Here is a 13,355-nt window from a genome sequence, read left to right on the forward strand (position 1 = left end):
GGGGAAACGTGAGCCGTGTGCTCCGCCATCGACGGGACAGCCGTGGCGAGACATAGGCGTCCCAAAGAAGGGCAAGCGGTCTACCGCAACTCGGCCTTCGTGCTGGCCAGCACGGCCACCACGGCCGCGCTGGGCTTCCTGTTCTGGGTCGTCGTGGCGCGCTTCTACACCCCGGCCGAGGTCGGCATCGCCACCTCGCTCATCTCCGCGATGAGCCTGATCTCGTATCTGAGCCTGTTCGGCCTCAACAACACCCTCATACGGTTCCCCGCCACCTCGGATGCCCGCAACGCCCAGCTGACGCTGGCGCTGTGCGCGGTCTCCGTGGCCGGCGGGGTGCTGGCGCTCGGCTATCTGGCGGGCCTGCCCTGGTACGGCGAGAAACTGCTCTTCGTCCGTGAGAACCCGCTCGCCGTCACGACGTTCGCCGTGCTGTGCGCCTTCGCGGCGCTGAACCAGCTGGCGAAGTCGGTGTTCATGGGGGCGCGCGCCCCCGAACTCAACGTCCTGTCGGACGGGCTGATGCAGGGGGTGGCCAAACTCGCCCTGCCGGCATCCCTGACCGGATTCGGCATGTACGGGATCGTCGGATCGACCGGGATCGGATTCGCCGCCGCCGTGCTGTGCGCGCTGTTCCTCATGCGGCGCCGGCTCGGCTTCCGCTTCGACCTGCGCGTCGGCGGCACTCGGCTGCGCGAGCAGTTCAGCTACTCCCTGGCCAGCTATGTCGCCGGACTGCTGAACCTGCTGCCGCAGCTGATCCTGCCGCTGATCGTGCTGCACCACCTGGGCGCCGAGGCGACCGGTTACTTCTACGTGGCCTTCCAGATCGCGGGCCTGCTCAACGCGATCGCCTTCTCCGTCGGCGAGGCACTGTTCGCCGAAGGGTCGCACGATCCGACCCAGGTGCCCATGCTGCTGCGTCGCACCGCCGTGATCATCGCCGCCGCCCAGACCCCGGCCGCCGCCGTGATCGCGGGCGGCAGCGGGCTCATCCTGTGGGTGTTCGGGCCGGGCTACTCGGACGCGGCCAGGCCCCTGCTGGTCGCCTTCGCCATCGGCTCACTGGCGGTCGCGCTCTCGGCCTGGGCGAACTTCGCCCTGAAGATCACCCGTCAGCTGCGCCAGCTCGTCGTCAACAACGCCGTCTTCGCCGTGGTGACGGTCTCGTTGGCGCTGCTGTGGGCGCCGCGTGGCCTGGTCTGGATCGGCTGGGCCTGGGGGCTGGGCAACCTCGCCTCCGGTCTGGTCGCCCTGGTCGCCGTGGTGCGCGGCCGACGCGGACAGACACCCCAGCGCGGAGCCGCCCCGGCGGAGCCCGCGCCCACTCCCACCCCTGTTGACCGGCCGCACGGCCTCGGCACCCGGACACCGTCATGAAACTGCTGCACGTCATCAACATCGGCCACGAGGCGGGCGGTGCGGAACGCAGCGTGCGCCTCATCCAGCAGGGCATGACCGCCCGCGGCCACGAGATGCGCACCGTCGCCACCACTCTCGACTCCGAGGGTCGTGACCTCTTCGCGGACGACCTCGTCCCCGCCATCCAGGGCAGCGCATCCCAGCGCTTCCTCGGCTACTTCTGGCACCGGGACGCCCACCGCCGCCTGACCCGGATCATGGACGAGTTCCAGCCGGACGTCGTCCATCTGCACACCATCGGCGAGTTCAGTCCCGCGGCCCTCGCGGCGACGGACCGCTGCCCGCAGATCCTCACCCTCCACGGGCCGGAGGACTGGACGCTGGAACTGCTGCGCTGGAACCTGCACTCCGCCACCCGCGGCGAGCGGCTCTCCCTGTCGGACCAGGCCCGCTACCTCTACCTGCGGTTCCTCCAGCGCCCGGCCTACCTCCCGCGGCTGCGCAGGCTCGACCGGGTCCTCGCGCCCAGCGCCTACTTCGCCGAGCTCGTCCGACGGGACGTGGGCAAGGTCCCCGTCCATGTCCTGCCCAACGGAGTGCCTCGTACGGCTCTGCCCCAGCCGGTGAAGGAGAGCGGCAGCCTGCTGTACGTGGGGCGGCTGGAGCGGGTGAAGGGTGTGCACGTCCTGCTGGACGCCTTCCGGCTCCTGCTCGACGAGCACCCGGACACCACCCTCGACATCGTGGGTGACGGCGCCGACCGGGCTGCGCTGGAAACCTCCGTGGCCGACCTCACGGCCGCCGGACGGGTGCGCTTCCGGGGCTGGGTCTCGCCCGACGCCGTGAGCGAGGCGCTGGCCGGCTCCTCGGTGGTGGTCATCCCGTCGGTGTGGCCCGAGAACTTCCCGACCGTCGCCCTGGAGGCCCTGCAGATCGGCCGGCCGCTGGTGGCGTCCCGGGTGGGCGGGCTGCCGGAACTCGTCGGCGAGGACAACGGGACGCTCGTCCCCGCGGGCGACGCCCCGGCACTGGCCGCGGCCCTGCGCCCGCTCGTGGGCGACCTGGAGCGGCTGCGCCGCCTCGGTGACGGCTCCGCCGCCCGCGCTGAGCGGTACGACGTCGAACTCTTCCTCGACGCGTTGGAGAACCATTACAGAGAGGCCATCAGCCGGTGAACGTCGTCATCGTCAACGCTTTCGAGCGCGCCCACCTGCGCTCCGTTCTGTCGGCCTGCCGGGCCCGCGCCCAGGAGTTCACCGAGCGCCTGCGCTCCGTCGGGCCCGCCGCGCCGGGGCCGCGGGGTGAGCGCACGGTGGCCGTGGTGACGTCGTACTACCCGCCGAAGATCGGCGGCGTCGAGAACTACGCGGCACGGATCGCCGAGGCCGTCGCCGCCGAGCCGGGGATGCGGGCGGTCGTGCTGACCACCAACACCGAGGGCCGGCGCACCCGGGTGAGCGTCGAGAACGGCGTGAAGGTGGTGCGGCTGGGCCCCTGGCTGAAGCTGTCGAACAGCCCGATCAACCCGCTGTGGCCGTTCCAGGTCCGCCGCCGGCTGCGCCGGGAGCGCGTCGACGTGGTCAACGCGCACGCGCCGGTGCCCGGCCTCGCGGACATCGCGGTGTTCGCGGCGAAGCGCCGGCCCACCGTGCTGACGTACCACGCGGGCACCATGCACAAGCAGGACGCCGGGAACGGCCTGGCGAACCGGATCATCGCCGTCTACGAGCGCTCCGTCCTGCCCCGGCTGATGGCTCGGGTCACGGTTCCCGTCGCCGTGGCCCCCGGGTCGATGGCGTACGGCCGTCCGCGCGCCCAGGAGATTCCGCCCGGCGTCGACACCGAGCGCTGGGTCCCCGGCCCGCCGCCCTCCGAGCGGCCGCCGGTCGTCGTCTACGTGGGCCGGATGGACAGCACCTCCCGCTGGAAGGGCGTCGACCAGCTGATCCGCGCCTTCGCACTGCTCACCGACCTGCCCGAGGCACAGCTGAAGCTGATCGGCGGCGGCGACGACGTGGAGAACCTGCTGAAGCTCGCCGCCGAACTGGGCGTCGCCGACCGCGTGATCGCGGTGGGTGAGCTGCGTGGCCAGGAACTCGTGGACGCCGTAGGGCACGCACGGGCCGGGGTGCTGTCCTCGGTGAGCGACTCCGAGTGCTTCGGCACCGCTCTCGCCGAGGCTCAGGCGTGCGGTACCCCGGCTGTCGGGACGGCCGTCGGCGGGCTGCCCTTCACGGTGGCCGACGGCGAGACCGGTCTCATCGTGCCGCCGCGCGACCCCGAGGCGCTCGCGGCGGCGCTGCGCACCCTGCTCACCGACGACGAACTGGCCGACCGTATGGGTCGGGCCGGACGCCGTCGGGTGGTCGAGAAGTACGACTGGCCGTTGCTGACGAAGCGGTACAACGAGCTGTTCCGCTCGCTGTGACAGCTTCGGTGTGACAGCAGAGGGGGGCGGGACCTGAGTCCCGCCCCCCTCTTTCAATCCTCTTCCTTAAGCCTTCTTCCTTACGCCTCTTCGTAGGCCGCCACGAGCGCCTCCGCATGCGCGTCCCACGAGAACGCGGTCCGCGCGTACCGCTCCGAGTACTTGGCCATCTCGGTGCGCAGCGAGGCGTCCGCGGCCAGCCGCGACAGCTCCGCGGCGACCGCCTCCGGATTCCGCTCGGCGAACACGAACCGGTCCGTGTCGAGGGCGTACGGCGCATAGCCGGGGTCGGGCGTGGTCACCACCGGCAGACCCGCCGCCATCGCCTCCTGCACCGACAGCGGGAAACCCTCCGCCACCGAGGGCAGCACGAACATGTCGCAGGCCCGGTAGAGACGGGCCAGCCGCTCGGGCGGCAGCGCACCGACGTAGTGCACGCCCTGTCCGCCGTTCAGCTCGGAGGCGTCGCCACCGCCGGCGAGGACGAGGTCGAAGCCGGTGCCGCGCTCCTGAGCCGCGACGGCGACGTCGTACCCCTTCTTCGGGACGAGCCGCCCCGCGAACAGCGCCAGCGGCCGGTCGAGCGGAAGCCCGAACTCGGCCCGTGTCTCACGTCGTTCGATGGCGTCCTGGCAGGGCCGGTACAGCTCGGTGTCCACCCCGTTGGGCAGATGCCGCATCCGTTCCGGCGACGCGCCGTGGCCGCGGACGAACTCGGCGACGCGGGCGTTGAGGGTGAACACGGTGCGCGCGCCCCGCCAGATCCGTGCCCCCGCCAGCCGGTACACGGCCCGCTGCACCGCTGTGACCAGCGCCGAGGGATGGTCGACCAGTTCCACGTGCTGGGTGACGAGCCAGGGGCGGCGCGCCCGCCGGGCCGCGCGGGCAGCCGACCACGAGGTCAGATAGAAGGTGTCGTGGATGTGCACGACGTCCGCCCACCGCGCCCAGCGCCGCATCTGCCGCGGCAGCCCCGGCCCGAACAAGGGGAAGGGCACGCCGAAACGGGACTCCAGCCCGTTCCAGGCCCGCACCCGCACGACCCGGACCCCGTCCTCCCCGACCGTCTCGGCCGCCCGCTCGCCCGAGGTCACCACGGTGACCTCCAGTCCGAGAGCGGCCAGCCGGCGCGCCTCGGCCTGGACGACCCGCTCGATCCCGCCCATGTGCGGTGGATAGAAGTGGCAGACGAGCAGCACCCGTCGCACGGAACCGGTCACCTCAGCACCACCGAACCGCCGTTGTTGTACACCAGGTCCTTCTTCTTCTCCACGAGCGCCCGTGGGAACTCGTACGTGATCCGGTCGCCGCGATAGAAGATGGACACCCGTCCGGTCTTCGCGGGCGTCGTGCCCAGCAGCAGGTACGCCTCCTTGTCCAGCCACACCGGGGTGCCGACGTCGGCGGCGTCCGACGCCATGTACGGCTTCAGCCGGGTGTACGAGAAGGTGTCCATCTGGATGGGCGTCGCGTCCTTGCGCGCGCGCTTCCAGGCGTCGAGCCACAGCGCGGCCTGTACCTCCTGCGTCTGCGTGTAGTAGATGTCGTAGTAGTTGCCGCTGTTGGACAGCTGGATCTGCGCCGGGTAGCCGCCGAGCAGCTTCGGCATGACGCCCACGAGGTTCAGCAGCAGGCAGAACGTCAGCACCGCGCTGAAGACCTCCTTGCGGCGTGCCCAGCGAAGCACCCACAGGGTGCCGGCGGCCAGGAACGGGGCGAAGAAGAACAGTCCCTGCTGGAACGCCCGCAGCACGCCGTAGTCCACGGACAGTTGCGGTACGAGGGTGAACAGCGCGACCGTGCTCAGGGCGGCACAGGCCATGGTCGTCTGGTCCCGGACGGCGCGGAACGCCGAGACGCGCGCCCTGAGCACCACCCAGATGCCGAGCAGGGTCATCAACTGGAAGAAGTAGGCGACCGCGCCCCGCACCGCGCCGTTCAACGACGGCACCGGAACGCCCACGGCGTCCAGGATCCGGCCGAGCGGGGTGAGCGGCATGTCCGCGGTGGACACGGCCCTCCAGTCGATGCCGTCGAGCTCCTTCTGCGTCAGCAGCAGGTCCGCGCGCTCCTTCGAGGACTCGGCCTCCGACTCCTTCACGAACTTGTCCAGGCGCTGCTGCGGCGACAGCTGCTCGCCCCCGAACAGGCTGTAGCCGGTGTCGGAGGAACCGGCCTGGCCCTTCTTGGGCGACACCAGATCGGAGACCGCCTGCGCCACCGTCGTGTGCAACTGGCCGCCGGTGTGCGTGACCGGACCCGCCCAGACCAGCGCGGCCACCGCCGGCACGAGCACCATCCACCACCGGAGGAAGCTCAGCATGCGGTCCTCGCGCCGTCTGCGGCGGAACCGGTCCCGGCCCCGGCGCGACACCAGCCGCCACACCTTGTCGTAACCGAGCGCGAGCGTCAGCGTCCCGATCACCACGTAGGCGGTCGAGTAGTGCGAGAGAACCACGCCGACCATCAGCACCACGAACAGCACGCGCCGGGCCGTCCGCGGGCCCCGGCTGTCGGTGAGCACCACGATCGCGCCGCCCAGCAGGACGAAGGCGATCGCCTGCCGGCCGAGGAACACCATGTCCGTCAGGAAGGTCGGGAAGGCGACGAAGAAGACCGCCGCGAGCAGCGCCACGGAGCGCGGGGCCACGTTCCGCACGGAGCGGAACAGCATGACCGGAGTGAGGGCGAACAGCGCCGGGATGATCGCCTTGAAGATGTAGATGTCGTCGATGCCGGTCAGCTGACGGATGCTCACCGGAAGCAGGGTGATGCTCAGACAGGCGTTGTAGGCGTGTCGGTACGTCGACACGTCCCAGTACTCGCCGCCCAGCGCCATCCGGTAGAACAGGTACTCGGTCTGGACGTCGTGCCCGGTGATGAACCAGCCGCGCAACGAGGCCAGGAGCAGCAGCGCGAGCGCCGCCGTGTACAGCCCCGTCTCCAGAGCGGTCACGTGGTACTTGCGTCGCCTGACGGTCAGCAGCAACAGCAGCAGGCCGCCCAGCACACTCGCGACGATGCTGACCGCCCCGCCGTATCCGTTGTTCAGGCGGATCGTTCCGGCGACCGCGCACAGCAAGGTGACGGCCCCCGCGGCGGTCGCCATGCCAAGCCCGGGGGTGGCGCGGGCGAGCGCCCACAGCCGCGTCGGCCCGGTGGGCTCGTACGGCGCGTACCGCCGGCGGCACCACCACAGGACGCCGATGCCCAGCACAGTGGCCGCTGTCAGGTACCCGCGGGTCAGCGGCCGGTCCACGCCCACCAGGGGCAGCACCGTGTTGACCAGCAGTGCCAGCAGCATGTCCCCGATGATGACCAGGCCGACCGAGACCAGCGTGCGGCCGCTGCCCGTCGGCACGATCCGCCCGGCGAGCGGACGCCACAGCTGCAGCGGGGCGCCGAAGAGCAGATACAGCCCGGCCGCGAGACGTACCAGCGAGGGCGTGACGGGCATGAGCACCGCGAGGGTGCAGAGCGCGGAGGCGATCAGCACGGCGGTGTCCGGCACCGCGGACCGCTTGGTTTTGCGGCGGCGGTCGGTGCGCGTGCCGGTTCCTGTGTCGCTCCCTGTGTCGCTCCCTGTGTCGCTTTCCGTCCGGTGCTGCCGGTCGTGCGTCACGGTGGTCAGCGCAAGGGTGTTGTCGTCCGTCTCGAGCGTCATGCCAACGCCTCGTTGTAGACGCGCTCGACGCGCTCGGCCACCCGGGACCACGACAGCCCCGCCGCGGTGCGGGCGCTGCGCTCGGCCAGGCTCCGCCACAGGTCCGCGTCGGCGGCCAGCTCGTCGATCCGCCGGGCCAGCGCGGCCGGGGCGGGCGCCGCGAGCAGCCCGGTGCCGTCGACCAGTTCACGGTTGCCGGGCACATCGGTGGCGATGACGGGAAGCCCCGAGGCCATCGCCTCCAGCAGCACGAGAGGCATCCCCTCCTTGTCGGAGGGCAGCACGAAGGCATCGCTGTCCGCGTACGCCTTCACCAGGTCGTCCCCGTACAGCGCACCCACGAACTCGACGTTCCGCAGCCCGAGCCGGGCCGCCTGTGCCATGAGCGGCTCGCGCAGTTCGCCGTCGCCGACGATCCGCAGCCGTACGTCCTCCTGGACCTGGGCCATCGCGTCCAGCAGCCGGGCCACGTTCTTCTGGATCTGCAGACGTCCGACGAAGAGCAGGCGCAGCGGCCGGGCCGGAGCGGGCCGGGGCGGCAGGAAGTACGCGTCCGACACGCCGTTCGGCACGATGTGCAGCCGCTGCCGGGACACCCCGTACCGCTCGACCAGGAACTCCGCCATCTCCTCGGTGAGCGCGACCACTGCGACGGCCCGGCGCAGCACCCGGCCCAGGAAGTGCTGCTTGTACCAGGGCAGCAGCCGCCCCAGCGGGCCGCTGGCGTCCACGTCGAGATGGAAGTGGGCGACATACGGAACCTGCCGCAGCGCGGCGACCGCGGAGACGAGTTCGGGGACGAGGGCGTGCGCGATGTGCAGATGTACGACGTCCCCGGGCCGCGCCTTGGCGAGTTGGACGGGCAGCAGCGCCGAGATGGCGGTGTTGGCCACCTCCACGGCGGGCAGCCGGTGCACGTGCACGCCGTCCTCGACACTGTGCCGCGGCAGGCCTGACGTCCGCAGTCCCGTGGTCACCACGTGCACTTCGTGCCGGTGCGCCAGCTCCTGGGACAGCTGCGCCACCACCCGCTCGAGCCCGCCGAGGGCCGGCGGGTAGTAGGGGGTGACCTGAATGACTCTGCGCCCCATGAGGCCCGCCTCTGTCTCCGCGCTCATCCGGTGGTCTCCAGATGACCGACTACGTACTCGGACCGGCCCGCCACCGAGACGCGCAGCGCGTCGGCGTCCTCGCCCTTCGGCAGGTCCACGTCCATGTTCACGACGCTTGCCTTCCCGTCGACGGCACGCACGGTGGCCCACCCGGTGGCCAGGGGCTCACCGTCCCGGTCCGCTTCGGCCTTCAGTACGAAGGTGTCCGTCCCGGGCCGGGGTGCTCCCGCGGCCCGCTCCTTCGCCGACGGCCCCGTGGACCGCACGCCGCCGTGTGGAGTGAAGGCGACCTGGGCCTTGACCCGGTCGCCCACATAGGACGGCAACTCGATGAAGTACAGCTCCAGATAAGGGCGGTCCTGGCGGGTGAAGGACTTCGTCAGTTCCGTGCGGACCGCCGGTGTGGACCAGGCGACGACCACCGCGGCGACCACCGCGACGGCCACCAGGACACGCCGGATCACAGGGCCGCGCCCGCCGACTGTCCCGTCGGCGCTGCCGCGTTGCCCCTCGCGCGTTGTCTCAGTCCGCATCGTGGCCTTTCAGCAGCCCTGCTCGTCACAGGCCATGGTTCCCTGTCCTCACCATCTTCTGCGGCGCTTCGGCGGGTGCCGCCTGCCGCTGCGCCGGCATCAGCGGCGGCGGGACGGGCCGGGTGGAACGGTCGCGCCACTGGGACCGGGTGTCGGTGCGCAGCCCGTTGTCCTTGAGCCGGTGGCGGAACAGCTGGGCCAGATTGGACACCCCGTCGGAGACGGCGTTGAGCTTCACCTCACCGCCGCGGGGCCGGTACTCGATCGGTACCTCCAGGCAGCGGAAGCCTTCCCGGACGGCGGCGTTCTTGATCTCCTGGGAGAAGCCCATGCCGTCGGAAGTGACCTTGAGGGACTCCCAGATGTAGCGACGGAACACCCACATCCCACTCTGGGAGTCGCGCATCTGGCTCTTGAACAGCTTGCGGCTGATCAGACTCAGGGCGTGATTGGCCACGGTGTGCGAGGGCTTCATGGCCTCGCGGTTCTCCCGGCCGAGTCTGTTGGTGTTGAGGAACTCGACCTGCTTCTCGTCGACGATGCGCAGCAGTCTGGGCAGGTCGTCGAACGGGTAGGTGCAGTCGGCGTCGCCGGTGGCGATCACCTCGCCGCGCGCGGCGGCGATGCCGGCCTTGTAGGCGTTGCCGTAGCCGCGCAACGGCTGGTGGACCACTCGCGCTCCGTAGGAGGCGGCGATCTCGGCGGTCCCGTCCGTGGAGCCGTTGTCGGCGATGACCACCTCGACTCCCCAGCCTTCCTGGGTGAGTTCCTCGAGCGGGATCGTCGCGAAGACGTGCGGCAGGTTCTCGGCTTCGTTCAGGGCAGGTATGACGATGGACAAAGTGGACACAGTGGGCTCCCCCCCAACTGGTGATGCACATAAGCGCTCGGGATTCAAGGCCCGGTGCCTGCGTTTCCACAGTCCCCACCAACCCCCCCCGATGGCAGCGCTTACTTTAAGCTCACTGAACTTATAAACACACTTTCGCCGCAGGATTGTGATCTGTATCCCCTCGTCCCGTGGGGTGCTCGGGTGTACGCAACCTCCCCGTGACCGGACGTTAACCTTGCGGCGAGGACGGGCGGGGGCTGTGACCACAACAAGGCGCTCTGTGCTTCGATCCGCAGCGGGGCCGGAGGCCTCGCTCTGGCCGTAACGGCCGCGAGCACGAGTACCACCGAGGCGGCCACGACGCGATCGATGCCGCCAGTGACGCGGGCGGGGGCACGGCGGGTCCGCCGTGGCCTTCACCGACTTCGCCGTCGAAGGCCTCACCTTCCGCGGCCCCGTCGACGAGTCACCCGCCACGCCGAAGCGCGGACGCCCCGCCTCCGGCCCTGGCGCGCAGACCGCCGTCTTCCTCTCCGGCGATCTCGACACCACAGGCAGCGGCCAGGCGCGGCTCACGATCTTCACCATGCGCGACCGCGCCGTACGGAACATGACCGCGCTGCCCATCAGTGACCGGCTGCGAGTTGACCAACAACCAGGACGCAGGCTTCCTCTTCTGCGAGGAAGTGATCTTCCAGGGCGATCACGTCCGCCAGTCCGCGGAGTACGGCGCGATCACGGGCAACGAGATCGACTGCGGACTCTTCCGGGGCCCCTCCGACAGACCGAGCGACCTGAACGGAGCCGGTATCTACCTCGGTGGATTTCCGATCACGGACCGGGCAACCCCACCGACTGGGCGGAGGGCATCACCGTCGTCGGCAACCACATCCGCAGGGCCGCCCGCGCCGGCGTCTATCTGAACGGCGTCAGGCACGTCCAGGTGACCGGCAATCAGATCAGCGACGTCGGCACCGCACGCCTCGCGGACGGTACGACCGTCATCGGGAGCGGCGATCTCACGCAGAACATCGGAATCCTCATGGAGAACCCAGTAACCTCCGCCGATGTCACCGTCGCCTTGAACTCGGTGGTCGCCACAAGAGCGACCCGAGCGCCTCGGCGGTCAACGCCCATCTCAACACGGTGACCGGCACTCGGCAGGCCGGCGATCCGCTGGAGACCGGTCCCACCCGCACATGGCAGGCCGCGCACCGCTTCAACGGTGACATCCGGTTGAACGCCCACGTCATCGGCGGAGGCACCGCCGTGACCGTCACCGCGGGGGCGCAGTCGGCATCCGCGGCCGCCGGGAGCAACGGGGCCAAGGACAATGCCGGCGTCATCAACACCACGGCCGCCGCCTCTCCCGCGGCGGGAACCATCGTCCGCGTCACCTATGTCACGGCCTACGACGCCATTCCCAAGGTCGTCCTCACCGCGCGCAACGCGGCCGCCGCCGCGGTCGGCCTGTACGTGACCGCGGAGAGCGCCGCCGGATTCTCCGTCGCCACCGCGATCGTCCCCGGCGCCGGTGCGGCTCTCCCCTTCACGTACCACGTCGTGGGCTGACGACCGTGGTCGGTGCGGGAACCTGTCCCCATATCGGCGCGTTGGAGCATCATGGAGGCATTCGACCTCTCAGGGGGTACTCCGTGTCGCAACCGTCATGGCAGCCGTGGCAGGACAAGGACAAGGACAAGGACAAGGACGAGTCGTCGTCGCCGTCAGGACTGAGCGGCAGTGCCGGCGGTGGTGTTCCGCGGCTGTGGCAGGGCGGAGGTGCGCAGCAGTCCTGGCAGCCCTACAGTGCCCCGTCCATGCTCGCCTCCCACGCCGACCGCGAGCGTGCCGTCGACGTGCTTCGGGCCGGGTACGGAGAGGGGCGACTGGACAAGGGCGAGTTCGACAAGCGCGTGGCGCGGGCCTACGTCGCCCGCACCGTGGACGAGCTGGCGCTGATCGTCGCCGACCTGCCCCTGGGCCCCGTACCGCACCCGGCGCCCGTCACGGCCGTCCCGCGGACGTTTCTGCCCGCGCCGCAGCCGCGGACCAACGGGAAGGCCGTGGGTGCCGCCGTGTGCGGGCTGCTGTGCGTGCCGACCTTCGGGTTCACCGGGATTCCGGCGGTGATCCTCGGGCACGCGGCGCGTTCGGAGATGCGGTCCACGGGGGAGGGCGGCGAAGGGCTGGCCCTGACCGGGCTGGTCCTCGGCTGGCTGTACACCGGGGGCTGGGCGCTCGTTCTGACGCTGTTGCTCTTCGTGGGCCTCGCGTCCGGATGAGACGTGACACGTCCGCCCGCAGGTAGCAGGCAGGGGCGAGGTCCAGTTGTTTTGACCGCAGCGTATGAGGTAGGTACGCTCAGACCTTGTGCCTGGGGTGTGCCCTGGCTCTCGTGCGTGCCTTCAACCGCACATAGGGAGCCGTCACTGGCCACCGTAATCTGCGCTCCTTCTGCCTCGCGGCGGGGGTCTGCAGCATTCGACACACCCGACCGCGTGGGTCGGCGACGTTCCAGGTTAGCTTCACCATTCGGCACACAGAAACCGGAGAAGTAGTGCCTACGATCCAGCAGCTGGTCCGGAAGGGCCGGCAGGACAAGGTCGAGAAGAACAAGACGCCCGCACTCGAGGGTTCCCCTCAGCGTCGTGGTGTCTGCACGCGTGTGTTCACGACCACCCCGAAGAAGCCGAACTCGGCCCTGCGTAAGGTCGCGCGTGTGCGTCTGACCAGCGGGATCGAGGTCACCGCTTACATTCCGGGTGAGGGGCACAACCTGCAGGAGCACTCCATCGTGCTCGTGCGTGGCGGTCGTGTGAAGGACCTGCCCGGTGTTCGCTACAAGATCATCCGCGGTTCGCTCGACACCCAGGGTGTCAAGAACCGCAAGCAGGCCCGCAGCCGCTACGGCGCCAAGAAGGAGAAGTAGAAATGCCTCGTAAGGGCCCCGCCCCGAAGCGCCCGGTCATCATCGACCCGGTCTACGGTTCTCCTCTGGTGACCTCCCTCATCAACAAGGTGCTGCTGAACGGCAAGCGCTCCACCGCCGAGCGCATCGTGTACGGCGCCATGGAGGGCCTGCGCGAGAAGACCAGCAATGACCCGGTCATCACGCTGAAGCGTGCGCTGGAGAACATCAAGCCGACCCTCGAGGTCAAGTCCCGCCGTGTCGGTGGTGCGACGTACCAGGTTCCGATCGAGGTCAAGCCCGGTCGCGCCAACACGCTCGCGCTGCGCTGGCTGGTCGGTTACTCCCGCGCCCGTCGCGAGAAGACCATGACCGAGCGTCTGCTCAACGAGCTTCTCGACGCCTCCAACGGCCTCGGTGCCGCTGTGAAGAAGCGCGAGGACACCCACAAGATGGCCGAGTCCAACAAGGCCTTCGCGCACTACCGCTGGTAGTCGCTACCCACATCGAGAC

The 13,355-nt window shown here is 70.0% G+C and carries 12 protein-coding genes; 7 read left to right on the top strand and 5 right to left on the bottom strand.

Features of this window, described 5'->3' with window-relative positions:
- Positions 1 to 42 precede the first annotated feature (42 nt).
- Genes QFZ76_RS30615 through QFZ76_RS30625 form a run of 3 tightly spaced genes read left to right on the top strand, consistent with a single transcriptional unit; the run spans position 43 to position 3,790 of the window.
- Positions 43 to 1,380 carry a lipopolysaccharide biosynthesis protein gene (locus QFZ76_RS30615; protein ID WP_307676726.1) on the top strand — a complete coding sequence of 446 codons (1,338 nt, stop codon included), beginning with the start codon at positions 43 to 45 and terminating at the stop codon, positions 1,378 to 1,380.
- Entirely contained in the window at positions 1,377 to 2,537 is a 1,161-nt protein-coding gene (locus QFZ76_RS30620; RefSeq protein ID WP_307676727.1) for a glycosyltransferase family 4 protein, read from the top strand. Before QFZ76_RS30615 ends, QFZ76_RS30620 begins: the two co-directional genes overlap by 4 nt.
- The gene (locus QFZ76_RS30625) at positions 2,534 to 3,790 is read left to right on the top strand and encodes a glycosyltransferase family 4 protein (RefSeq protein ID WP_307676728.1); all 1,257 of its coding nucleotides are present in this window, start codon (positions 2,534 to 2,536) and stop codon (positions 3,788 to 3,790) included. Before QFZ76_RS30620 ends, QFZ76_RS30625 begins: the two co-directional genes overlap by 4 nt.
- Positions 3,791 to 3,870: 80 nt before the next feature.
- Here QFZ76_RS30625 and QFZ76_RS30630 read toward each other — a convergent pair whose 3' ends face one another.
- The 5 genes from QFZ76_RS30630 to QFZ76_RS30650 are packed head-to-tail and all read right to left on the bottom strand — an operon-like array spanning position 3,871 to position 9,949.
- Positions 3,871 to 5,010, bottom strand: a complete 1,140-nt coding sequence (locus QFZ76_RS30630; RefSeq protein WP_307676729.1) for a glycosyltransferase family 4 protein — start codon at positions 5,008 to 5,010, stop codon at positions 3,871 to 3,873.
- Entirely contained in the window at positions 5,007 to 7,454 is a 2,448-nt protein-coding gene (locus tag QFZ76_RS30635; protein ID WP_307676730.1) for a DUF2206 domain-containing protein, read from the bottom strand. Before QFZ76_RS30635 ends, QFZ76_RS30630 begins: the two co-directional genes overlap by 4 nt.
- Positions 7,451 to 8,572 carry a glycosyltransferase family 4 protein gene (locus QFZ76_RS30640; RefSeq protein ID WP_307676731.1) on the bottom strand — a complete coding sequence of 374 codons (1,122 nt, stop codon included), beginning with the start codon at positions 8,570 to 8,572 and terminating at the stop codon, positions 7,451 to 7,453. Before QFZ76_RS30640 ends, QFZ76_RS30635 begins: the two co-directional genes overlap by 4 nt.
- Positions 8,569 to 9,099, bottom strand: coding sequence for a hypothetical protein (locus QFZ76_RS30645; protein WP_307676732.1), 531 nt, complete (start codon positions 9,097 to 9,099; stop codon positions 8,569 to 8,571). The genes QFZ76_RS30640 and QFZ76_RS30645 overlap by 4 nt, the downstream gene beginning before the upstream one ends.
- 25 nt (positions 9,100 to 9,124) lie before the next feature.
- Complete coding sequence (locus tag QFZ76_RS30650; protein ID WP_307676733.1) at positions 9,125 to 9,949, bottom strand: glycosyltransferase family 2 protein; 825 nt, start codon at positions 9,947 to 9,949, stop codon at positions 9,125 to 9,127.
- 1,128 nt (positions 9,950 to 11,077) lie between these two features.
- On the opposite strand from QFZ76_RS30650, the gene QFZ76_RS30655 reads away from it, so the two are divergent.
- The 4 genes from QFZ76_RS30655 (at position 11,078) to rpsG (ending at position 13,336) form a co-directional block, all read left to right on the top strand.
- Positions 11,078 to 11,503: a hypothetical protein gene (locus tag QFZ76_RS30655; RefSeq protein ID WP_307676734.1), complete on the top strand. Its 426-nt coding sequence runs from the start codon at positions 11,078 to 11,080 to the stop codon at positions 11,501 to 11,503.
- An 83-nt stretch (positions 11,504 to 11,586) separates the two neighbouring features.
- Complete coding sequence (locus QFZ76_RS30660; RefSeq protein WP_373464374.1) at positions 11,587 to 12,216, top strand: DUF1707 and DUF4190 domain-containing protein; 630 nt, start codon at positions 11,587 to 11,589, stop codon at positions 12,214 to 12,216.
- 275 nt (positions 12,217 to 12,491) lie between these two features.
- On the top strand, positions 12,492 to 12,863 hold the full coding sequence (gene rpsL / locus QFZ76_RS30665; protein WP_003948652.1) for a 30S ribosomal protein S12: 372 nt from the start codon (positions 12,492 to 12,494) through the stop codon (positions 12,861 to 12,863).
- Between the two features lie 2 nt (positions 12,864 to 12,865).
- Positions 12,866 to 13,336, top strand: a complete 471-nt coding sequence (rpsG, locus tag QFZ76_RS30670; RefSeq protein WP_005481264.1) for a 30S ribosomal protein S7 — start codon at positions 12,866 to 12,868, stop codon at positions 13,334 to 13,336.
- The last annotated feature ends 19 nt before the right edge of the window (positions 13,337 to 13,355 follow it).

Origin of the sequence: Streptomyces sp. V4I2 (assembly GCF_030817655.1) — a bacterium.
In the GTDB taxonomy this organism is placed as follows: Bacteria; Actinomycetota; Actinomycetes; order Streptomycetales; family Streptomycetaceae; genus Streptomyces; species Streptomyces plumbiresistens.

Bases quoted from the DNA above. Each gene is read 5' to 3' on its own strand.
- rpsG (WP_005481264.1), top strand. From the start codon at position 12,866: ATGCCTCGTAAGGGCCCCGCCCCGAAGCGCCCGGTCATCATCGACCCG.
- QFZ76_RS30640 (WP_307676731.1), bottom strand. From the start codon at position 8,572: ATGAGCGCGGAGACAGAGGCGGGCCTCATGGGGCGCAGAGTCATTCAG.
- QFZ76_RS30620 (WP_307676727.1), top strand. From the start codon at position 1,377: ATGAAACTGCTGCACGTCATCAACATCGGCCACGAGGCGGGCGGTGCG.
- QFZ76_RS30645 (WP_307676732.1), bottom strand. From the start codon at position 9,099: ATGCGGACTGAGACAACGCGCGAGGGGCAACGCGGCAGCGCCGACGGG.
- QFZ76_RS30635 (WP_307676730.1), bottom strand. From the start codon at position 7,454: ATGACGCTCGAGACGGACGACAACACCCTTGCGCTGACCACCGTGACG.